The 19,994-nt window shown below is 68.5% G+C and carries 21 protein-coding genes; 12 read left to right on the forward strand and 9 right to left on the reverse strand.

The genetic code is table 11. The features are described from left to right. Positions 1-84: 84 nt before the first annotated feature. Genes ACY48E_RS05810 through ACY48E_RS05820 form a run of 3 tightly spaced genes read left to right on the forward strand, consistent with a single transcriptional unit; the run spans position 85 to position 2,280 of the window. Positions 85-1,059 (forward strand): NADPH:quinone oxidoreductase family protein, encoded by a 975-nt coding sequence (locus ACY48E_RS05810; RefSeq protein WP_462871158.1) that lies wholly within the window; start codon positions 85-87, stop codon positions 1,057-1,059. Beyond that, a complete protein-coding gene (locus tag ACY48E_RS05815) occupies positions 1,056-1,508 on the forward strand; it encodes a carboxymuconolactone decarboxylase family protein (RefSeq protein ID WP_462871159.1) in 453 nt (150 codons plus the stop codon). The genes ACY48E_RS05810 and ACY48E_RS05815 overlap by 4 nt, the downstream gene beginning before the upstream one ends. Positions 1,509-1,518: 10 nt before the next feature. Continuing rightward, positions 1,519-2,280: a deoxyribonuclease IV gene (locus tag ACY48E_RS05820; protein ID WP_462871160.1), complete on the forward strand. Its 762-nt coding sequence runs from the start codon at positions 1,519-1,521 to the stop codon at positions 2,278-2,280. Between the two features lie 57 nt (positions 2,281-2,337). On the opposite strand, the gene ACY48E_RS05825 is transcribed toward ACY48E_RS05820, so the two are convergent. Next, positions 2,338-2,829 (reverse strand): VOC family protein, encoded by a 492-nt coding sequence (locus ACY48E_RS05825; protein WP_462871161.1) that lies wholly within the window; start codon positions 2,827-2,829, stop codon positions 2,338-2,340. A 67-nt stretch (positions 2,830-2,896) separates the two neighbouring features. After that, the gene (locus ACY48E_RS05830) at positions 2,897-3,814 is read right to left on the reverse strand and encodes a DNA-3-methyladenine glycosylase family protein (RefSeq protein WP_462871162.1); all 918 of its coding nucleotides are present in this window, start codon (positions 3,812-3,814) and stop codon (positions 2,897-2,899) included. Positions 3,815-3,884: 70 nt separating this feature from the next. Between ACY48E_RS05830 and ACY48E_RS05835 the strand changes: the two genes are divergently transcribed. Continuing rightward, a complete protein-coding gene (locus ACY48E_RS05835) occupies positions 3,885-4,367 on the forward strand; it encodes a ribonuclease H family protein (RefSeq protein ID WP_462871163.1) in 483 nt (160 codons plus the stop codon). 6 nt (positions 4,368-4,373) lie between these two features. Here the strand turns inward: ACY48E_RS05835 and ACY48E_RS05840 are convergent, their stop codons facing one another. Both ACY48E_RS05840 and ACY48E_RS05845 read right to left on the reverse strand, forming a co-directional pair. Then, the gene (locus ACY48E_RS05840; RefSeq protein WP_462871164.1) at positions 4,374-5,288 is read right to left on the reverse strand and encodes a pirin family protein; all 915 of its coding nucleotides are present in this window, start codon (positions 5,286-5,288) and stop codon (positions 4,374-4,376) included. 15 nt (positions 5,289-5,303) lie between these two features. Continuing rightward, positions 5,304-5,870 (reverse strand): DUF4190 domain-containing protein, encoded by a 567-nt coding sequence (locus ACY48E_RS05845; RefSeq protein ID WP_462871165.1) that lies wholly within the window; start codon positions 5,868-5,870, stop codon positions 5,304-5,306. 139 nt (positions 5,871-6,009) lie between these two features. Here ACY48E_RS05845 and ACY48E_RS05850 point away from each other — a divergent pair, with 139 nt between their 5' ends. Further along, entirely contained in the window at positions 6,010-7,884 is a 1,875-nt protein-coding gene (locus ACY48E_RS05850) for an ABC transporter ATP-binding protein (RefSeq protein ID WP_462871166.1), read from the forward strand. Positions 7,885-7,907: 23 nt separating this feature from the next. Here the strand turns inward: ACY48E_RS05850 and ACY48E_RS05855 are convergent, their stop codons facing one another. Beyond that, the gene (locus ACY48E_RS05855) at positions 7,908-10,181 is read right to left on the reverse strand and encodes an ATP-dependent DNA ligase (RefSeq protein ID WP_462871167.1); all 2,274 of its coding nucleotides are present in this window, start codon (positions 10,179-10,181) and stop codon (positions 7,908-7,910) included. A 69-nt stretch (positions 10,182-10,250) separates the two neighbouring features. On the opposite strand from ACY48E_RS05855, the gene ACY48E_RS05860 reads away from it, so the two are divergent. Then, entirely contained in the window at positions 10,251-10,679 is a 429-nt protein-coding gene (locus ACY48E_RS05860; protein ID WP_462871168.1) for a type II toxin-antitoxin system Rv0910 family toxin, read from the forward strand. Positions 10,680-10,697: 18 nt separating this feature from the next. Here the strand turns inward: ACY48E_RS05860 and ACY48E_RS05865 are convergent, their stop codons facing one another. After that, positions 10,698-11,147, reverse strand: coding sequence for a hypothetical protein (locus ACY48E_RS05865; RefSeq protein ID WP_462871169.1), 450 nt, complete (start codon positions 11,145-11,147; stop codon positions 10,698-10,700). Next, positions 11,140-11,520 (reverse strand): hypothetical protein, encoded by a 381-nt coding sequence (locus ACY48E_RS05870; RefSeq protein ID WP_462871170.1) that lies wholly within the window; start codon positions 11,518-11,520, stop codon positions 11,140-11,142. Before ACY48E_RS05870 ends, ACY48E_RS05865 begins: the two co-directional genes overlap by 8 nt. 249 nt (positions 11,521-11,769) lie before the next feature. Between ACY48E_RS05870 and ACY48E_RS05875 the strand changes: the two genes are divergently transcribed. Genes ACY48E_RS05875 through ACY48E_RS05900 form a run of 6 tightly spaced genes read left to right on the forward strand, consistent with a single transcriptional unit; the run spans position 11,770 to position 17,060 of the window. Next, positions 11,770-12,294: an MSMEG_0572/Sll0783 family nitrogen starvation response protein gene (locus tag ACY48E_RS05875; RefSeq protein ID WP_462871171.1), complete on the forward strand. Its 525-nt coding sequence runs from the start codon at positions 11,770-11,772 to the stop codon at positions 12,292-12,294. A gap of 13 nt (positions 12,295-12,307) precedes the next feature. Next, the gene (locus ACY48E_RS05880) at positions 12,308-13,363 is read left to right on the forward strand and encodes an MSMEG_0568 family radical SAM protein (RefSeq protein WP_462871172.1); all 1,056 of its coding nucleotides are present in this window, start codon (positions 12,308-12,310) and stop codon (positions 13,361-13,363) included. 1 nt (position 13,364) lies between these two features. After that, the gene (locus tag ACY48E_RS05885) at positions 13,365-14,819 is read left to right on the forward strand and encodes an MSMEG_0567/sll0787 family protein (RefSeq protein ID WP_462871173.1); all 1,455 of its coding nucleotides are present in this window, start codon (positions 13,365-13,367) and stop codon (positions 14,817-14,819) included. Next, positions 14,816-15,103 (forward strand): MSMEG_0570 family nitrogen starvation response protein, encoded by a 288-nt coding sequence (locus tag ACY48E_RS05890; RefSeq protein ID WP_462871174.1) that lies wholly within the window; start codon positions 14,816-14,818, stop codon positions 15,101-15,103. Before ACY48E_RS05885 ends, ACY48E_RS05890 begins: the two co-directional genes overlap by 4 nt. A gap of 2 nt (positions 15,104-15,105) precedes the next feature. Then, positions 15,106-15,960, forward strand: a complete 855-nt coding sequence (locus tag ACY48E_RS05895; protein WP_462871175.1) for a carbon-nitrogen hydrolase family protein — start codon at positions 15,106-15,108, stop codon at positions 15,958-15,960. Further along, positions 15,957-17,060 (forward strand): MSMEG_0565 family glycosyltransferase, encoded by a 1,104-nt coding sequence (locus ACY48E_RS05900; protein ID WP_462871176.1) that lies wholly within the window; start codon positions 15,957-15,959, stop codon positions 17,058-17,060. The genes ACY48E_RS05895 and ACY48E_RS05900 overlap by 4 nt, the downstream gene beginning before the upstream one ends. Positions 17,061-17,146: 86 nt before the next feature. Here ACY48E_RS05900 and ACY48E_RS05905 read toward each other — a convergent pair whose 3' ends face one another. After that, positions 17,147-17,767: a lipocalin family protein gene (locus ACY48E_RS05905; protein WP_462871177.1), complete on the reverse strand. Its 621-nt coding sequence runs from the start codon at positions 17,765-17,767 to the stop codon at positions 17,147-17,149. Between the two features lie 46 nt (positions 17,768-17,813). Next, on the reverse strand, positions 17,814-19,940 hold the full coding sequence (locus tag ACY48E_RS05910) for an MMPL family transporter (protein ID WP_462871178.1): 2,127 nt from the start codon (positions 19,938-19,940) through the stop codon (positions 17,814-17,816). Positions 19,941-19,994 lie beyond the last annotated feature (54 nt).

The raw sequence follows: 19,994 nt of genomic DNA on the forward strand, positions 1-19,994 counted from the left end.
CAGGTCTAGGGTCATCTGCGGCGCGGTGAGAGCCCGCACCGCACGAAGTCGTTTCCGAGAGGTCAGCTCCGAGAGGTCGATGTCATGCGCGCAGCCCTGGTCAGCACCCTCGATGGTCCGCAGTCCATCACCGTCACCGACGTTCCCGAGCCGCAGATCCCCGAGTCGGGCATCGTGGTCGACGTTCATGCAGCGGGCGTCGCGTTCCCCGATGCCCTCCTCAGTCGAGGCCTCTACCAGTACAAGCCGCCCCTTCCGTTCGTGCCGGGCAGCGAGGTCGCCGGTGTGGTTCGCGTGGCCCCCGCGGGTTCGCGCGTGTCGGCCGGCGATCGCGTGATGGGGTTGACCGGGTACGGCGGCGGCATGGCCGAGACGGCGGTCCTCACCGAGGACCTGGTGTTCGCGCTGCCGGACACGGTGTCCTTCGCCGCCGGCGCCGGCCTGCTGTTCAACGACCTCACCGTGCACTTCGCGCTCGCCCAGCGCGGTCGCCTCGCTCGCGGCGAGACGGTGCTGGTGCACGGCGCCGCCGGTGGCATCGGCACGTCGGCCCTGCGGCTGGCGCCCGCGCTCGGAGCCGGACGGACGATCGCCGTGGTGAGTTCGCCGGAGAAGGCCGACACCGCTCGCGCAGCGGGAGCAACCGACGTGGTGATGCTCGACGGGTGGCGGGAGAAGGTCACGGAGCTGACCGGCGGTGCCGGGGTGGACATCGTGGTCGATCCCGTCGGTGGGGATCGGTTCACCGACAGCCTGCGTTCGCTCGGCCCTGATGGGCGGCTGCTGGTGATCGGCTTCACCGGCGGTGAGATTCCCACGGTGAAGGTCAATCGCCTGCTGCTCAACAACATCGAGGTTGTCGGCGTGGGTTGGGGTGCCTGGTTGATGCCGCGACCGAAATACCCCGCCGAGCAGTGGGAGCAGCTACACCAGCTCTACGCATCCGGTGCGCTCTCCGCTCCCGATCCGGTGCTGTATCCGCTCGAGCGGGCCGCCGAGGCGATCGCCTCGCTCGAGAACCGTTCGGCCGCAGGCAAGGTCGTGGTGACTATCCGATGAGCGCAGTCGGCAGCGATACGTTCGGCGGCGATCTGTTCGATGAGGGTTTGGCCGTGCGCCGTGAGGTGATGAGCGACGAGTTCGTCGACCGAGCCCTCGAGCGCAACCGTGGCACCGACGGTGAGCCGCTTCAGCGATACGTCACCGAGCACGTCTGGGGTTCGCTGTGGACACGCCCCGGACTCGATCGCCGCAGCCGCAGCCTCCTCAACATCGGCATGCTGATCGCTCTGCGCGGCGAGGAGGAGCTCGGTGGCCACGTGCGGGGCGCCCTGCGCAACGGCCTCGAGCGCGAGGAGATCGTCGAGGCGGTGTTGCACGCGGCCGGGTACTGCGGCGCCCCCGCGGCCCTGGCGGCCATGCGCGTGGTGCAGCGTGTTCTGGTCGAGGAACTCGGGGAGCGTGCGTCCGGAGAGCGTGAGGAAGGGCAGCGTGAGGACTCCGATTAGGCTGTAGTTCATGCGTATCGGTGCACACGTCCGCAGTTCCGAGGCCCCGCTGGCCGATGCACACGAGTTCGGCGTCGACCTCGTTCAGCTGTTCCTCACCGATCCGCAGAAGTGGAACGAACCCGTCATCGACGAGGGCCTCGAGGCCATCGCCGCCTCCGACGTCGACGTGGTGGTGCATTCGTCGTACGTGATCAACGTGGCCAGCCTGAACAATCGGATTCGCATCCCGTCCCGCAAGGCCCTTTCTCAGCAGGCAACCGCAGCCGCCGAGATCGGTGCGCTGGGCCTGGTGGTGCACGGTGGGCACGTGCGCGCCGGTGAGAGCGTCGACGATGGAATTGCCAACTGGCGCAAGCTGTTCGAACGGCAAGCTGACGAGGGTGGGTTCGACGTCCCGATCTGGATCGAGAACACCGCGGGCGGCGACTTCTCCATGGCCCGGCGCTTCGACGACATTGCCCGACTGTGGGACGCCGTCGGTGAATTCGGTGCGGGGTTCTGCCTCGACACCTGCCATGCCTGGGCAGGCGGTGAGGACCTGATCGGGGTGGTCGAGCGGATCACCGCGATCACCGGCCGCATCGACCTGGTGCACCTGAACAACTCACGCGATGAGTTCGATTCCGCGCGTGACCGCCACGCCAACCTCGGCTCCGGCACCATCGACGCTGCTGTTCTCGCCGAGGTGGCCCGCAGCAGCGGTGCCCCCCTGATCCTGGAGACACCCGCCGAGGGGATCCCCGACGACATCGCGTACCTGCGGGCCTGAGCGTCCTGTCAGACGCTGACGGTGCCTTTCCTGTCAGACGCTGACGGTGTCTTCCTGTCAGACGCTGACGGTGTCCGCGCCGTAGCGGGCGATTGCCGCGTCGAGGTCGAGCGGGGCGATGGTGGTGCGCTTGTCCAGGACCGCGTCGTCGATCAGGTTCAGCGGCACGAACCACGCGATCTCGAACTCGATACCGTCGACGTCGCGGCCGTACAGGCTCTTGGACGTGCTGTGGTCGGATGCGCCGACGAGCGCGCCGGCCTCACGCAGGCGGCGTTCGGTCTCGACCAGGTCGGCGAGGGTGGCCACCTGCCAGGCCAGGTGATACAGCCCGACGCTCGATCGTCCGGCCGGGCTCGCAGTGGCCTGCTCGCCGATGCTGAACAGCCCGAGATCGTGGTCGTTCTCCGAATTGGCGGCCTGAAGGAAGATGGCGCGACCACCCAGGTTGTGCACCACCGAGAACCCGAGAACCTCGGTGTAGAACGCTGCGCTGCGGGTGGCGTCGCGCACGTAGAGCACTGCGTGGTTGAGGCGGGTGATGGCCATGGGAACCTCCAATAAAGTTGAAGCTACAACTTACCTCACAACCGTGATCGGCCGAGAACTATTCCGATCACCGTCCGCGGTGGTCGGTGAACTCGGTCTTGGGTCCGAATCGAGGTTTGACGGCCGTTCCGCTCGCCTCGATCAGTCGCACGGCGCGGTAGCGGTGGGGCCGAAGTGGAGCCATGTACTCCACCATCTCGTCGTCGGTCATCGGCGCGCCCCGCAGAGTCCAGCCGAGCATCGACGCCAGGTGGTAGTCGCCCACCGACAGGGCGTCGGAATCCCCGAACGCGCGCTGCGCCACCTCAGCCGACGTCCACACTCCGATACCCGGTACCGCTTCCAGGCGCGACCGCGCAGCCGCCCGGTCCATCCCCGACGCCTCCTCGAGTCGGGAGGCCACGGCCGCCGCCGTCACCACCGCCCGCGCCCGCTTGGGGTCCACGCCCGCTCGATGGAACTCCCACGACGGCACTCGCCGCAGGATCTCCGCGGTCGGCGGCACCCGCATACCGCCCGGCGCCGGACCCGGAGCTGGTTCGCCGAACGCCCGAACCAGTCGCCGGAACGATGCGAAGGCGGCGATGCCGTGCACCTTCTGCTCCAGGATCGCCGGGAACAGCGCCTCCATCACCCGACCGGTCGACCCGATCCGCAGATCGGGCAGGCGCCGGTGCGCCTCCTTCAGGATCGGGTGCTCGGGGGCGAATCCCGACGGGTCGTCCAGAGCACCCACCAGCGCGGGGGCGGTGGGTAGGAACTCCGCCGCGCCGGGACCCCACGCCTCGCACTGCACCTCGTATCGACCGCTCTGGACCAGTCGATAGGTCACCGGCCCCGACGGCATCGCCGAGGTCCGCCACAGCGAACCGTCGTCCGGTGTCGCATAGGTGGGGTCACCGGGTCCGCGGCGGTTCGGTGCCAGTGTCCGCCGGATCGACAGGGGAACCGTCGAGGTGACGGTGGTGGATGCGGCTTCGGACACAGTCGTGACGATAGGACACTCGGCGCGCCGACCCCCGACTTGTCGGTGATCGGACGTAACGTCTGCGAGCGTGATCATCGTCAGCACCGACGGCTCGTGCCTGAAGAACCCCGGCGGCGCGATCGGATGGGCGTGGGTCGACCACCGCGGGCCGTCCGCCTCGGGCGGGCACCCGTGCGGCACCAATCAGATCGCCGAGCTGCGGGCGGTCCTCGAGGCGATTCGAGCGCACGAGGGTGACGAGCCGCTCCTGGTCGAATCCGATTCGCAGTACGCGATCAAGTGCGCGTCCGACTGGCTCACCGGGTGGAAGCGCAAGGGCTGGCGCACCACCACCGGCGCCGCCGTCCGCAACCTCGATCTGGTGCAGGCCATCGACCGCGCCATCACCGCACGCGAGGGCCCAGTCCGCTTCCGTTGGGTCCGCGGACATGTGGGCAACTACTACAACGAGATGGCCGATCGACTGGCCGGTGACGCCGCACGGGCCATTCTCGCCGGGGCTCCTCCCAGCCCCGATCTCGAGCCGGTGGAGCCGGTCACGTTGTTCTGAACAGACTCATCGCCGGGGTAGCAGCGGCGTGGAGGGCATCCTCGGCGCCGGGATCCATGATCCGTCGAAGCCGGGTACCACACCGAATTGGGTGGTCGCGTTCGTGCCACTCACCTCGGCGTTCCACTGCTCCCGGTACCGCGCGATCTCCTCTCCCGAACGGCCCATGAAGTTCCACCACATGATCACCGACTCGCCGAACGGGGTGCCGCCGAGCAACACGATCCGCGCGGGGGTCGCCTCCGGGTTGGTCAGGCGGAGGTTCGACGCACCCACCGGTAGGTAGCCGAGTCGGCTGCGCTGGACGCTATCGGCGTCCGGGCCCACCAGCACCGGTCCGCGGTCGACCAGTACCGCGTGCTCGAAGGTGGGGTCGACATCGAAGACCACGTCCGCGCCGGCGTCCAGCACGATCTCCGCGCCCAGGAGCGGGGTGAAGGTCGGCGCCGGAGACCGTGACCCGGCAAGTTCGCCGATGAACACCACTATCCGCGCGCCCGGTATCGACACCGGAGTGGGCACCAGGAACAGGTACGACGGCGCGGTGTGACGGTGCGAGTCCGGGAGCGCCACCCACAGTTGCACGCCCTCGAGCCCGAACTCGTTCCTCTCGGATATCTCGGCGTGCGCGATGCCCGAGCCCGCGGTCATCAACGACAGAGAACCGGGCCCGACTCGCTGGCGGGATCCCACGGAGTCGATGTGCTCGACGGTGCCGAGAAAGAGCCATGTCACGGTCTGCAACCCCGTATGCGGATGGGGCAGAACGTGCATCTCGGCCGTCTCGCGCCCGGTGGGCGTGATGTGGTCGACGAAGCACCACGCACCGACGAGGGACCGTCCGCGCACAGGTAGCGTGCGTTGCCCGGTCAGTGCGTTCCGATCACTGAGAACGACCTCGCGAGGCTCGATGATCTCCACGGTCTCGGTGCTCTGCTATCTCGTCGGGAAGGGCGCCGGGGTGAGGGTGATGCCGAAGCGGTTCTGGAAGTTGTCGGTGTACTCGGTCTGGCAGCGTTCGATGGCGGCCTGGTTGCTCCCGGCGCGATCGAGGCACGAGGCGAGGTCGCCGAACCCGAAGTAATTGATCAGCCAGCCGAGGAGGAAGAAGAAGGCGATCCCGAGAGCGATACCGATCGAGCTGAAGACGATGCCGGTGATCGTCACACCTCGATTGTTCGCCTCGCCCCGACGAACGCGACCGAGACCGAGCAGGCCGAAGATCACGCCGAGGACACCGAGCAGGATGCCGAAACCGAAGGTGAAGAACAGCAGCGCGGAGAAGATCCCCAGGAGCAGGGCTGCGAAGCCGTAGCCGTTGCGCATGGTCGGGGCACCGCCGCCCTGGTAACCCCCGTAACCCTGCCCGTAGCCGGCCTGCCCGTAGTTCTGGCCCGGCGACGGATAGCCCTGGCCGTAGTTCTGTCCGGGGGGCGGATACCCCTGGCCGGGCGGCGGGTAGCCGCCCGGCTTGTCGAACGGCGGTTGTGTGGGGCCGGTCATCGAGTGTCCCTCCGTGGTGGTCTGCGCGGGAGCCTAGTGATCGTTTCTGCCCGCGGGGGTTTTCGGAACACAATCGTTGCGCGATGCCGTGCCCGCTTCGGCCACTACAGTGATGGACCGCGAAGAAGGAGCCCCGCACGTGAGTATGGAATCGGTCGCCTACCAGCAGATGTTCGGGTCTATGCGCTCGCCGGAGGCGCCGCGATCGGTTTCGAGGGTCACCGTCCGGCGGATCCTCGATTTCGCGAGGCCTCTGCGGGGCATGCTGATCGGGTTCGTGATCCTGAGCGTGTTCTCGGCCGTGCTCGCCGTCCTGACGCCCATCCTCGCGGGACGGGTGATCGACGCCATCGTCGCCGCGCGACCGTACTCGGTGGTGGCCACCCTCGCGGTGGTGATCGCGGCGCTGGCCCTTCTCGACGCGGCCACCTCGATCGCCAACAGGTGGCTGTCCTCGCGCATCGGCGAATCGCTGATCCTGGCCCTGCGCACGCGCGTGTTCGATCACGTGCAGACCATGCCGATCGCGTTCTTCACCCGCACTCGGACGGGGGCGCTGGTCAGCCGCCTCAACAACGACGTGATCGGCGCGCAGCGCGCGTTCAGCGGCACCCTGTCCCAGGTGGTGGGCAATCTGGTGACCCTGGTGCTCACACTGGCGGTGATGCTCGGGATCTCCTGGCGCATCACCGTTCTGGCACTGATCCTGCTGCCGGTGTTCGTGGTGCCGGCGCGTCGGATGGGCAGTCGACTCGCCGACCTCCAACGCATCGCCGCCGGGTACAACGCCGCGATGTCGACGCAGATGACGGAACGGTTCTCCGCACCGGGGGCCACCCTGGTCAAGTTGTTCGGGCGTCCCGAGCACGAGTCCGCCGAGTTCGCCGATCGGGCGGGCAAGGTTCGCGATGTGGGCGTGCGGTCGGCGATGGTGCAGACGGTGTTCGTGACCTCGTTGACGCTGGTCTCGGCACTGGCACTGGCTCTGGTGTACGGCGTGGGCGGATACTCGGCGCTGCGAGGGGACCTGGCGGCGGGCTCGGTGGTGACGTTGTCGCTGCTGCTGGTACGCCTGTACGCACCGCTGACCGCCCTTGCGAGCGCCCGCGTGGACGTGATGAGCGCCGTGGTCAGTTTCGAGCGTGTCTTCGAGATCCTCGACCTCGAACCTCTCATCCGAGACAAGCCCGACGCCCGCAGGGTGCCTGACGGCCCCGTGGGTGTGGAGTTCGACGAGGTGCGCTTCTCCTATCCGGCCGCGGACACGGTGTCACTGGCATCGCTCGAGGATGTCGCGGTGCTCGATTCCCGCGGCGGCGAGGAGGTGCTGCACGGTGTCTCCTTCGTCGCTCGTCCCGGTGAGATGGTGGCACTGGTGGGAACATCCGGTGCGGGCAAGTCGACTGTGGCGCAGTTGCTCTCGCGACTCTACGACGTCGACTCGGGGTCGGTTCGGCTGGGCGGTGTCGACGTGCGGAACCTGACGGCGGAGAGCATTCGCCGCACGGTCGGGATGGTGACCCAGGACGGGCATCTGTTCCACGAGAGTCTGCGCTCGAATCTGACGCTGGGCGCGCCCGACGCAACCGACGACGAGATCTGGGACGCGCTGCGCGGCGCTCGACTGGAGAAGCTGGTCCGTGACCTGCCCGACGGCCTCGAGACCGTGGTCGGCGAGCGTGGGTACCGCTTCTCCGGGGGCGAACGTCAGCGTGTCACCATCGCCCGGCTGCTGCTGGCGCGTCCGCGCATCGTGGTGCTCGACGAGGCCACGGCCTCACTGGATTCGACCTCGGAACTGGCTGTGCAGGAGGCTCTCTCGGAGGCGCTCGCCGGTCGGACGTCGCTGGTGATCGCCCACCGCCTCTCGACGATCCGTGCGGCAGATCAGATTCTGGTGATGGAAGGCGGACGGGTGGTCGAACGGGGCACACACATCGAACTCCTCGACCGTGGCGGCCGCTACCACGAGCTCTACCGCACGCAGTTCGACGAGCGCGTCGACACCGAGTGATCGACCGGCGAACCCTCCGGAGATCAGTCCCGCACGACGTCGGTCGCGGTGACGTCGGTGCGGAGACCGAGCCAACTCGGATGTCGCAGAACGCCTCCGGTGGTCCACTCGTAGAACCGAACCGATCCCACCAGGGTCGGACTCACCCACACCGCGTCACCGCGGTCGGCGGTGGGAACGGTGTCGCCGAACGGGCACGTGGGTGTCACCATCGGGGTCAGTCCTGCGGTGAGCCGCTCGAGTTCGGTGTCGGTGAAGCCCGTCCCCACCCTTCCGGCGTAGCGCAGCACCCCGTTGTCGTGCACGCCCACCAGCAGCGATCCGATGGTCGATGCGCGCGCTCCCTTGCCGAGTCGCCATCCGCCGATCACCACATCCTGCGTGCGCCAGTTCTTGAGCTTGATCCACGACGTCGAGCGTCGTCCCATTTCGTAGACGCTGTCGGTTCGCTTGGCCATCAACCCTTCCCATCCTTGCCGACGCGAGTGCTCGACCGCGGCGCCCAGAGGGCCCTCGACGGTGGGTGGCACGATCAACGACGGCGTCGCCGCGCCGAGCAGCTCGAGGATGCGCCGCCGATCGAGGTACTTCTTCCCGGTCAGGTCGACCCCGTCGAGGTGGAGAACGTCGAAGGCGAACAGGCGAACCTGCGAGGGCGGGGCATCGCCCAGGGCGGCGAATCCGGCGTCGCCGGTGTCGGTGGGCACCACGGCCTCACCGTCGAGAACCACGTCGTGCTCGCCCAGTTCGTCGCCGAGGGCGGCGATGGTGGGGAACCGGCCGGTGAGATCCCCGCCGGCGCGACTGGCGAGGGTGGTTCGCCCGCCGATCCGAGAGAGAACGACACGGATGCCGTCCCACTTGCCCTCGAAGGCCCACTCGCCGTCCGACACGGCAGTACCCGCGGTTGCCAGCATTGGTCGAACTCGCACGGGGGCAGTACTTCTCGCGGTGCCCTGATGGGCGGTGCGACGCACCAACCACTGGTTCCCCTCGGTGCGCACGAAGGCGTATCGACCGCGCACCCGCTCGCCGTGCAGGGTCACGATCACCTCGTCCGCGCGCCACTTCTCGAGGTCGTAGGTCCCGCGGTCGTGGATGGTCATCTCTCCGGCGCCGTACTCCCCGGCGGGAATGGTGCCCTCGAACTCGGCGTACTCGAGTGGGTGGTCCTCGGTGCGGACGGCCAGCCGGTTCTCGGAACTGGTGGCGGGCAGGTTCTTCGGGACCGCCCACGAGACGAGCACCCCCTCGTGCTCGAGCCGCACGTCGTAGTGCAGGCGGCGTGCATGGTGTTCCTGGACCACGAAGATCGGCGGCCCGCTTCGGGCGGTGTCGGGTGGGGCGGTCGGCATCGGCTCGGGTGTGCGCGCGGAGTTGCGCTTGCCGCGATAGACCCCGAGTGGATCGGGCGGGCGCGTGGTGTCCGTGGCGGGGTCCAGGCCGGCGAGTAGGTCGCCGTCGCGGCGGTATCGTTCCAGGACTTCCGTGAAGGTGAGGTGTTCGAGAGCGCCGCCGTCGATCTCGTCCCAGGTGCGCGGAGCGGCGACGGTGGGATGGTCGCGTCCGCGCAGCGAGTACGGCGCCACCGTGGTCTTGTTGCCGTTGTTCTGCGACCAGTCGAGGAAGATCTTCCCCGGCCGGGCCGCGCGACTCATCGTGGCGGTGACGGTGTCCGGGAAGCGCTTCTCGAGCAGGGTCGCCACCTCCTTCGCCACCGCGGTCGCGCCCGCAGCGCCCACGGGTGTGGCCAACGGGACGTAGATGTGAATTCCCTTGCTGCCGCTGGTGAGCGGGTAGGCCACCAACCCGATCTCGGTGATCATCTCCCGCACCGCGCGGGCGATCACCGCGCAGGCGTCGAGGTCCACCCCCTCGCCCGGATCGAGGTCGAACACCAGTCGCGTGGACGGCCCCCGGTCGTCGGCGGTGTCGGCCGCGAAACGCCACTGGGGTACGTGCAGCTCCAGAGCTGCCTGCTGCGCGGTCCACACCAGATCGGCGGGGCTGCGCAGCAGTGGGTAGATCACGTCGCGTCCGGTGTGGGCGAGGCGGCGGCGATCGATCCAGTCGGGGGTCGAGGTGGGCAGGTTCTTTTCGAAGAACGCTGGTTGGTCGACTCCGTTCGGCCACCTCTTGCGGGTGACCGGCCGATCGGCGACGTGTGGGAGCAACGCGTCGGCGATTGCGGCGTAGTAGTCGATGATCTCGCCCTTGGTGGTCCCCGTCGCGGGGTAGAGCACCTTGTCGAGATTGGTCACGGCGACGGCTCTACCTGCTACCTCCCGGGTGACCATGCAACCAGCCTAGGGGCGGGCCCGGCCAACGGACCCCGCAATCGTTCGCCCGCCTATACAGTCGGTGGGATGGCTGAGGTGAACGTGACGGTCGACTCGTCGATGACCCCCGAACAGGCGTGGGCCAAGGCATCGGATCTGTCGCGCTTCGGTGAGTGGATGACCATCTTCGACGGCTGGCGCAGCCCGCTACCGGCGACGCTCGCCCCGGGCGTTCAGGTGGACTCGATGATCAAGGTGCTCAGCTTTCGCAACGTGGTTCGCTGGACCATCACCGACTACGACGCGCCGAGGTCGATCCGTCTCGAGGGGGAGGGTGTGGGCGGCGTGCGCATCGCATTGACCCTGAGTGTCGCTCCCGCGCGTGCGGGGTCGGCGATGACCTGCAAGGCGCACCTGGGCGGCGGGGTGCTCTCCGGCATCGTGGGACCGGCCGTGGCCTACGTGCTCCACTCCGATGTCAAGAGGTCGGTTCGCAACCTCGCGGCCACCCGCTGACTGGCACATCCACGCGAGTCACGCTGTGCGGGCGAGCTTCTCGCTCCTATTGAGCCACCACAGCGCCGCGATGGGCAGAACCACCGGGATGAACAGATACCCGGAACCGAAGTGCGACCACACCGTCGCGTCGGGGAACTCCCCCGGTATCGCGTAGCTGATGGCGCCGACGATCAGCACGCCGGCCAGCTCGATGATGGCGGAGATCCTGGCCAGCCGCAGGGAGACCGTCGAGGCGTGCGCCAGGCAGTACGTGCCCACGATGTAGAACACGGCGGCGACGGCGGAGAGCACGTAGGCGGTGGGCGCCACCTCGAACTGGGTGGTGATCTGCACGAGCGACCGGCTCACCGCCGCCACCGAGAAGATGGCGTAGACGGCGATGAGGATGCGCCCCGGGCCCGAGCGGGTGATCGTGCGGCGATCGGTCCCGGGCGTAGCGGGTCGGTCGGACGAGGTGTCAGGCATATCCCCTCCAGAGTGTGTCCAGCCGCAGCACCATGGCGGCGAGGGTGAGCGCAGCCACGATCAGCACGCCGGTCCCGCCGCGACTGCGATCGCCCAGCGCCCACCAGGTGCCGAGGGGCAGAAGAAGCGTCAGACCCAGGAGGTAGGCGGCGAACGTGAGTCGGTGGATGTCTCGATCCACGGTGAACATCGCCACCAACCCCACGACGGCCTGCGCGACGACCACCACCTCGGTGGTCACCACGAGCCGGAACAGCCACTGGTCCGAGGTCGTCTTCAGCAGCAGCGGCTTGTCGGCGATCAGCTTCACCAGAGCCCAGAGCGTGATCGCCAGGGTGAGCACGTAGAGCGAGATGGTGATGGGGGTGAACATCGCGTCCTTCGCACTTGGGTGGGAAACCGGGACGGGCCGGGGCGGTCTTCTCCAGGGTATCCCTCGTACGGAGCGACTCCCGCGGACGTGTGTTTCACCCGCATTACCGATCGTGAGGGTGACGAAACTCGGGATTGTTCCGGCGGTGACCAGCGCGTAACCGTGTGCGCCTGTACTGGTGTGCGTCGGTCGATCGCAACCGGCGTCCTCGAGCGTAACCAGCCGCAGCACCCGAACCCGGAGGTCCACGTGCCCGATTTCGATCCGACCATTGCCGAGAACATCAAGGCCTCGCTCGCCGAGATTCCGCACCCGTCGTTGCCCAAGGGCTCCAACATCTACGGCGGGACGAAGATCTTCCCCGACTACAAGGCCGAGAACGGTGAGTCCTACTTCACCCTCGTCCACGGCATCGCGCACGAGTCGTCGGTGAGCTTCGTCGCCGTCCTGCAGGCGACGCGGGCACTGCGCAAGGGTTACGAGTCGGCGATGTATTTCTACGGCCCCGGCGCGATCAATTGCCTTGCCACTCGGGGATTTCCGACCACCGGCGACTCGGGTTTCCCGGGCGAGCAGAACATCAACGACGCTCTTGCCACGTTCATCGGTGAGGGTGGCACGGTGTTCTGCTGCCGCTTCGGCCTGGCGTTGCACGGTGGCCGCGAGGAGGACCTGATCGAAGGTGTGATCCCTGCGCACCCGCTCGACGTCCAGGACGCGCTGATCCACTACGCGCGCAAGGGCGCCATCATCAACTCCACCTACATGGTCTAGGGAGGGCTGGGCGATGTCCGTCACCACGCGTGTGGACCTGGCTCTGCTGGGGATCCGTGGGACGCCCCCGGTGGCCCGAACTGCCGGGGCCGGCCCCAGTGACGACGGGCATTTCCTGATCGACGGCCAGGGCGCGGCAATTCCACGTAACCCGCTGAGCCCGTACGTTTTCGACGGGGATCGGGTGCTGTTCGACGGTGAGGACACCGGTTTCGACATCACCGCGGCACCGCGTCCGGCGTTCTACGACCTCACCACCGAGGACGGAGTGGCCTACGAGAAGATCGCCAAGCTGCACGGGGCGAGCGTGTTGGCGACCACCGTGGTGCAGACCTGCGTGCGGTACGAGCAGTCGCAACGCTGCCGGTTCTGCTCGATCGAGCAGTCCCTGGAAGCCGGTGCGACGGTGGCGGTGAAGCGACCGTCCGATCTCGCCGCGGTCGCGCGCGCCGCGGTGGAACTCGACGGCATCACCCAGATGGTGATGACCACCGGGACCTCGGCGGGGCGCGACCGCGGCGCGACGCATCTCGCGCGATGCGTGCGGGCGGTCAAGGCGGCGGTGCCGACTCTTCCGATCCAGGTGCAGTGCGAGCCGCCGGGTGACCTGGCGACCATCACCGAACTGTTCGAGGCGGGAGCGGAGTCGATCGGCATCCACATCGAGTCTCTCGACGACGATGTCCGGCGCCGCTGGATGCCGGGTAAGTCGACGGTGAGCGTGGACGAGTACCGCGCGGCGTGGGCCGAGGCGGTTCGCGTGTTCGGACGCAACCAGGTCTCGACCTACCTGCTCGTCGGCCTCGGGGAGGATCCGGACGAACTGGTCCGGGGTGCAACCGATCTCATCGAGATGGGCGTCTATCCGTTCGTGGTCCCGTTCCGCCCGCACGCCGGAACCCTGGCCGTGGACGTCGACGGTGCACAGGGCCCACGAGCCGACGTGCTCGAGGACGTCACCCGCCGCGTGGCCAAGGAACTCCAGCGAGCCGGGATGACCGGTTCCGATCAGAAGGCCGGATGCGCGGCGTGCGGCGCGTGCAGCGCGCTGCAGAGCGCAGGAGGATGACGTGCGCGACCTCGCGATCCTCACCGGTGTTCGACCCGGTGCACCCACGTTCCTGATCCAGCGCACCGACGACGCGTCGCACCTGGATCAGTATCGCGGTCTGCGCCACGACGCCTTCGTTGTCGAACAGGGTTTGTTCGACGGCTCCGATCATGACGACATCGACGACGATCCGCGCACCGTGGTGCTGGTGGCCGTTGCCGGGGACGGCACGGTGGTCGGTGGAGTTCGATTGGCGCCGTGCATGTCCCCGGATATCGGCTGGTGGGCCGGTAGTCGCCTGGTGGTGCGCGCCGGTGGATCCGGGGCGGGCAGGTCGGTTGTCGGCGCCGCGCTGGTTCGTGCCGCCTGCGCGCATGCCGAGCGAGCAGGGGTCCTGCGTTTCGACGCCGTCGTCCAGACTCGGTACGAGTTGCTGTTCCTCGGCCTCGGTTGGGTGCGCGTGCGTGAGCGGACGCTGCGCGGGCGGCCGCACGTGGACATGCGGTGGCCCGTCGACCGCATCGAGCGGCTCGCCAGCGCCACCAAGTCCATGCTCGCGTCCGTGCTCGAGCCGCTGCGTTCGGTCCCGCACGGGCTCGGTGCTGCACTGGGCACGGAGTCTGCGGGGTCGCACGGATTCGTCGGTGACGACGGCGTACCGGTGCCGGGTAGCGACATCATCGCCGCCTGCGACGCCATTGTGCCGTCGATGGTCGAGCGTGATCCCGAGTGGGCCGGGTGGTGCGCGGTGCTGGTCAATCTCAACGACCTGTCCGCGATGGGTGCCGCTCCCCTGGGCATACTCGATGCGGTCGGCGCTCCGACGGTCTCACTGCTCACGCGTGTGGTGCGCGGCCTCGCTCGGGCGTCGCAGGTGTGGGAGGTCCCCGTACTCGGCGGCCACACGCAGTCGGGGGTGCCCGCAGCCCTGTCGGTGACCGCCCTCGGTCGTACCCACCGGCCTGTCCCTGCAGGCGGTGGGTCCGTCGGTGACCGACTCCGGCTCACCGTCGACGTCGACGGTCGGTGGCGTCCCGGGTATGCAGGTGCGCAATGGGACTCGACGTCCACCCGCACCACGGCGGACCTGCGGGCGATGGGCTCGTTCGTGGCCCGGGCCCGCCCGAAGGCCGCCAAGGACGTCAGCATGGCCGGACTGGTGGGCACCACCGGCATGCTCGCCGAGGCGTCGGGCACCGGAGCGGTGATCGATGTCGTGTCGGTTCCGACCCCTTCTGCTGCGACCACCGGTGACTGGTTCACGTGCTTCCCGGGCTTCGCCATGATCAGCGCCGACGTCGCGGGGGCACCCGTTCCGGCCGCCGGACCGGCGGTCTCCCGCGAGTGCGGCTCCCTCACGGCCGAGCCCGGAGTTCGACTGAGATGGCCCGACGGCGAGCTGACCGTGGCCGTGCGCTCGTCGGTGACCGGTCTGGGCTCCGCGTCCGGAGAGGCGGCCGTGTGCCCGAGATGACCTTCACCGTTCGGTGGCCCGATGGTACGGAGCAGCGGTGTTATTCACCGTCGCTGGTCGTCCACGAGTACCTCACCGAGGGTGGGCGGTATCCGGTGCCCACCTTCGTCGACCTTGCCCGCGCCGCTCTCACCGAGGCGGGCGATCGTGTGCGCGCCCGCTTCGGCTTCCCGTGCTCGCGGGCAGCGGCATCGCTGGCCGCCATCGAGGCTGCTGCCGCCGCGCAGGGGGTGTCGGCGGTGACGGTGGTGTCGATGACCGGCCGCGAACTGCTCGGGTCCTGACCGTGGCGATCACTCGAGTTGCCGCGCTCGCCGGGCACTTCGGCCGCGACGTCGATCGTGCAGTGGCCAAGGTGGTGGGCATCATCGAGTCCGCGGCGCGCGACGGCGTCGACCTGCTCGTTCTTCCCGACGCGACACTCGGCGGGTACATCGGCGACCTGCGAGCTCCCAAGCTCGACGAACTTCCCCCGGCTCTGCACCCGCGCGGGCCGGAGCTGGGTGCGATCATCGCTGCCGCACGGGCGATGACGGTGTGCGTGGGCTACACCGAGATCGGCGACGACGGTTTGCATTACAACGCAGCCGCGTGCGTCAGCGGGGACGGGATCCTCGGTCGGCACCGTAAGGTCCACCAGCCGGCAGGTGAGTCGATGGCCTATGCGGCCGGTGACCGATTCGAGGCGTTCGACACCCCGATAGGTCGGATGGGAATGCTCATCGACTACGACAAGACCTTCCCCGAGGCCGCGCGGTCGCTCGCCCTCGACGGGGCGCGGGTGATCTGTGCGCTGTCCGCCTGGCCGGCCAGCGTCACCGATCGCGCCGCCCGATTGGTCAACGATCGGCAGTCGCGCCTGTTCGATCTGTACGATGCCGCCCGGGCCGCCGAGAACCAGGTTGTACTGGTGTCGTCGAATCAGACCGGTGTCATGGGCTCGCTGCGATTCCTCGGCCAGGCCAAGGTGGTCGGGCCCGGTGGCGAGGTGCTGGTGAAGACCCGGGAGAAGGGTGGACTCGCGGTGTGCGACATCGACATCGATGCCGAGGTGGATCGCGCGCGCCGTGTTCTGCACCACCTCGCCGAGCGTCGTGTCGACAGTTACGTCGGCGGCGGCAGCTTGGCCAGCCGCGAATGAGAGTGGCGCTGCTGACCTACTCGACCAAGCCGCGCGGCGGCGTCGTACACACCGTCGAGTTGGCCGAGGCCCTCGCCCGCGCGGGGGTGGAGGTGACGTTGTGGTCGCTGGCCCGCGGGGGCGACACCGGGTTCTATCGCCCTGTCGATCCGGCTGTGGCGGTGTCCCTGGTGCCCTTCGCAACTCGCGACGGCGAGGGCGTGGGCGCACGGATTCTGCGCTCGATCGAGACTCTGCGCGAGGCGTTCGAGCCCGGCGATGCGGACGTGGTTCACGCGCAGGACTGCATCAGCGCCAATGCCGTCGGCCGCTGCATTCGCACCATCCATCACCTCGAACAGTTCACCACCCCGGAGCTCGCCGCGTGCCACGAGCGCGCCATCGTCGAGCCGTACGCGCGGATCTGTGTCTCGCGGGCCGTTGCGCAGGAGATCCGTGACGGGTGGGGACTGAATCCGACCGTCATCCTCAACGGTGTCGATGCGCGTCGATTCGCTGCGGCGGCCGAGGACCACGAGTCGATCGCACGGTGGCGCAATCGATTCGGCAGCTACGTTCTCGCCGTCGGGGGTATCGAGCCGAGGAAGGGCAGCATCGACCTGCTCGAGGCCCACGCGCTGCTGACCCGTCGTCATCCGACCGTGCGATTGGTGTTCGCGGGCGGTGAGACCCTCTTCGACTACCGCGACTACCGCGCCCGATTCGATGCGCGTGCAGCAGAACTGGGCGGGCAGTCCGGCGTGCCGGAAGTACTGGGCCCGGTGGAGCACGACCACCTACCGAGCCTGGTGGCCGGAGCGGGCGCGCTCGCGTTCCTGTCGACGAAGGAGGGTTTCGGGCTCGCCGCGATGGAAGCTCTCGCCGCCGGGACCGCGGTGGTGGCGCGTGACCTGCCGGTCCTGCGAGAAGTGTTCGGTCGTAGTGTGAGCTACGCTTCGGACCCCGAGAGTGCCTGCGCTGCTCTGGAATCAGCGCTCACCCAGCCGAATGAGCGGGCGAGCGCGGGACGCGAGCTGGCGTTCTCGCACAGCTGGGATTCCGCCGCGGCGGCACACATCGAGTTCTACGACAAGGTTGTCACCGGGCATCCGAAGCTCTGATGCAGGCCTGCGCCCCGCGCCCATCGGTGGGCGCGAGGCGCAGGCAGCATCGGGTGGATCCAGTGGCTGGATCCGCGGGGGTCGGATCAGAGGGTGCAGACGGGCTGGACGTTCTTCAGACCCGCGGTGGTGGGCGAGGTCAGGAACAGGCACGAGTTGTACCCGCGCGACTCGATGACGGCGCGGATCGCCTTGAACTGCTCGAGGCTCACCGACGGCGTGCGGGAGAGAACGAATCCGGAGAAGCGGTTCGGATCGCCGACCAGTGCCCACGAGTAGTCGGGAGCGATGTAGGTGACCACGTAGTTGGTGGGCCCGTTGGGGTCGCCCTGGAACGGCACGCTCGGGAACGAGACGTGCAGCTGGGCCCGAGTGACGGTGTCGTTGACGCGCGCGTTGCCGTCCACGCCGGTGCGGTTGCCGAAGTAGTCGGTGCACCGGTTCTTGACGCTGATGTTGAGCGGATCGATCTGCCCGTACGTGGCCACGGTGTCCTTGGCGCACTGGAGGTTGAACGGCTGCGGCACGGCGGCGAGCTGCCACCAGTCGCCGGTGTAACGGGCGACGTCGAGGGAGGGCACCGGGGCCAGCGGGACGTAGCCGGGGAAGGTGGCGTTGGCGGGAGCGGCCACGCCGAGAAGCGCTCCGGCGATCAGGGCGCCGGTGACGGCGGCGCGGGCGAGAAGGCCTGTGCGGCGACGGGACATGGGTTGAGCTCCTTCATTTTCGGTGATTGAACGGGTGTAGCGGGTGTCACCGGGACTCGGCGACTGATTTTTCCTGTTCGCTGTCGGTAACAGTCGAGAGCGGGTTGGGCCACCAGACTCGGCTGCCGATGGCACTGAAGAGTGCGGGCACCACGACGCTGCGCACCACGAACGTGTCCAGCAGGATGCCCAGGCCGACCACGATGCCGAGTTGGGTGAGGGTGATCAGCGGGAGTACACCGAGCACCGCGAACACGGCCGCCAACACGACACCCGCGCTGGTGATCACCGCGCCCGTAGCCCCCACCGCTCGGACGATACCGGCTCGGGTCCCGTGACCGGGGGTCTCCTCCCGGGCGCGGGTGACGAGGAAGATGGTGTAGTCCACCCCCAGTGCGACCAGGAACAGGAACGCGAAGAGCGGCACGTTGTCGTCGAGGGCGGGGAAGCCGAACACGTGGATGCTCACCCACGCCCCCAGGCCCAGCGCCGCCAGCGCGCTCAGCACCGTCGCGGCGACGAGCACCAGCGACGCCACCACCGCGCGCAGCAGCACCAGCAGGACCAGCAGGACCACGACCAGCACCAGCGGGATCAGGAGCAGTCGGTCCCTGGCGGCCGCGGTGTCGGTGTCGTACGCCTTGGCGTCGCTGCCGCCCACGAGGGCGCGGGCGTCGGGAATGTCGGCGAGCGTGGTGCGCAGGGCGGCGACGATCTCGGCGGACCGGCTCGATGCCGGCTCGGCGTCGAGCACCACGGCGAACCGGGTCAGGCCGGTGTCCGAGACACCGGTCGGCGTGACGGACTCCACTCCGTCGGTCCGGCTGATCGCAGCGGTGACCGAGTCCGCGGCGGGGGTGGCGGTGATGACGACGGTGGGATCGGACTGGCCGGACGGGAAGTGCTTCGCCAGGGTGTCGAAGCCGTCGACCGACTCTGCGGGCACGCGGAACTGCTGTGTCTGTGACAGGCCGATGCCGGCCCCGAGAATCCCGGTCGCGCAGACGGCGAGCACCACGACGGCGACGGCAGCGGTACCGCGCGGACGATGCGATACGGCGGACGCGACGCGGAACCACGCCCCCTGATCGACGGGTTCGGCGTCACCGACACGGGGGACGAACGGCCAGAACAACTTCGGGCCGAACAGTGCCAGAGCAGGCGGCAGGACGAAGATCACGAAGATCGCGGCCACCACGAGCCCGGATGCCGCCAGCGCGCCGAGGCTGCGGGTGTTGGGCAGGAGTCCGAGAACCAACACGAGCAGTGCGAGAACCACCGTTGCGTTGGAGGCGACGATCGCCGGGCCCGCGGCCCGCACGGCCCGCCGCAGCGCAATGCGATGGTTCGCCTCGAGGCGCAGTTCCTCGCGGTACCGCGAGATCAACAGCAGCGCGTAGTTGGTACCGGCGCCGAACACCAGGACGCTGGTGATCCCCGAGGTCGATCCGTCGAAGCTCAACCCGGTCAGCTGCGCGACACCGGACCCGACGGTGGTGGCGATGCGATCGGCGACGGCGATCACGATCAGCGGTACCAACCACAGCACCGGCGAGCGGTAGGTGACGATCAGCAGGATGGCGACGACGAGCGCCGTCACGGCGAGAAGGGTGAAGTTGGCGCCGGAGAACGAGTTGGCGATGTCGGCGCCGAACGCCGGACCACCGGTGACCTGCGCCGTGAGCCCGTCGGGGAGTCCGTTGCCGGCAGCCGCGCGCAGGGCGGTGACCAGGTCGCTCAGAGGTGCGCCGTTGACCGAGGCGGAGACCGGGACCGAGGCGAGTGCGGCCTTACCGTCGGGTGCGGACGCGATGGGCGGTCCCCCGCCGGTGTCCGCCGCCGAGGGCACCGAGCGATCCACCGCGAGCATGCGTTCGCGGGCGTCGGTGAGTGCGGTCAGGTCGGCCGGGGTGAGGTTGCCGCCGTCCTCTCGGGTGACCACCAGGATGGCCGCGGTGATGTCGGAACCGGGGAATTGGCTCTGCAGACGCTGTACCTCGGCTGATTCCGCGGAGGTGGGCAGCGAGTTCGGAGCCTGTCCGGCGGAGTCGTTGCCACCGACGAATGCGGTGACCGCGATCGCGGCGAGTATGACGACGAGTGCGGGGACCCATGATCGTCGGCCGGTGACGAGGGCGGAGATGCGGTCGAAGAGTGTGGTTGCTTCGGGCATGCGTAAAGCATCTCAGATACTTAATCATTAATCAACTGAACAGACTTCAGGGTA

It is taken from the genome of Rhodococcus sp. AZ1 (assembly GCF_054979605.1).

Excerpts from the sequence above, each read along its gene's own strand:
- ACY48E_RS05860 (WP_462871168.1), top strand. The coding sequence starts at position 10,251 with ATGGCTGAGGTGAACGTGACGGTCGACTCGTCGATGACCCCCGAACAG.
- ACY48E_RS05855 (WP_462871167.1), bottom strand. The coding sequence starts at position 10,181 with ATGGTCACCCGGGAGGTAGCAGGTAGAGCCGTCGCCGTGACCAATCTC.
- ACY48E_RS05905 (WP_462871177.1), bottom strand. The coding sequence starts at position 17,767 with ATGTCCCGTCGCCGCACAGGCCTTCTCGCCCGCGCCGCCGTCACCGGC.
- ACY48E_RS05815 (WP_462871159.1), top strand. The coding sequence starts at position 1,056 with ATGAGCGCAGTCGGCAGCGATACGTTCGGCGGCGATCTGTTCGATGAG.
- ACY48E_RS05845 (WP_462871165.1), bottom strand. The coding sequence starts at position 5,870 with ATGACCGGCCCCACACAACCGCCGTTCGACAAGCCGGGCGGCTACCCG.
- ACY48E_RS05865 (WP_462871169.1), bottom strand. The coding sequence starts at position 11,147 with ATGCCTGACACCTCGTCCGACCGACCCGCTACGCCCGGGACCGATCGC.
- ACY48E_RS05900 (WP_462871176.1), top strand. The coding sequence starts at position 15,957 with ATGAGAGTGGCGCTGCTGACCTACTCGACCAAGCCGCGCGGCGGCGTC.
- ACY48E_RS05870 (WP_462871170.1), bottom strand. The coding sequence starts at position 11,520 with ATGTTCACCCCCATCACCATCTCGCTCTACGTGCTCACCCTGGCGATC.
- ACY48E_RS05810 (WP_462871158.1), top strand. The coding sequence starts at position 85 with ATGCGCGCAGCCCTGGTCAGCACCCTCGATGGTCCGCAGTCCATCACC.
- ACY48E_RS05825 (WP_462871161.1), bottom strand. The coding sequence starts at position 2,829 with ATGGCCATCACCCGCCTCAACCACGCAGTGCTCTACGTGCGCGACGCC.
- ACY48E_RS05820 (WP_462871160.1), top strand. The coding sequence starts at position 1,519 with ATGCGTATCGGTGCACACGTCCGCAGTTCCGAGGCCCCGCTGGCCGAT.
- ACY48E_RS05910 (WP_462871178.1), bottom strand. The coding sequence starts at position 19,940 with ATGCCCGAAGCAACCACACTCTTCGACCGCATCTCCGCCCTCGTCACC.
- ACY48E_RS05880 (WP_462871172.1), top strand. The coding sequence starts at position 12,308 with ATGTCCGTCACCACGCGTGTGGACCTGGCTCTGCTGGGGATCCGTGGG.
- ACY48E_RS05890 (WP_462871174.1), top strand. The coding sequence starts at position 14,816 with ATGACCTTCACCGTTCGGTGGCCCGATGGTACGGAGCAGCGGTGTTAT.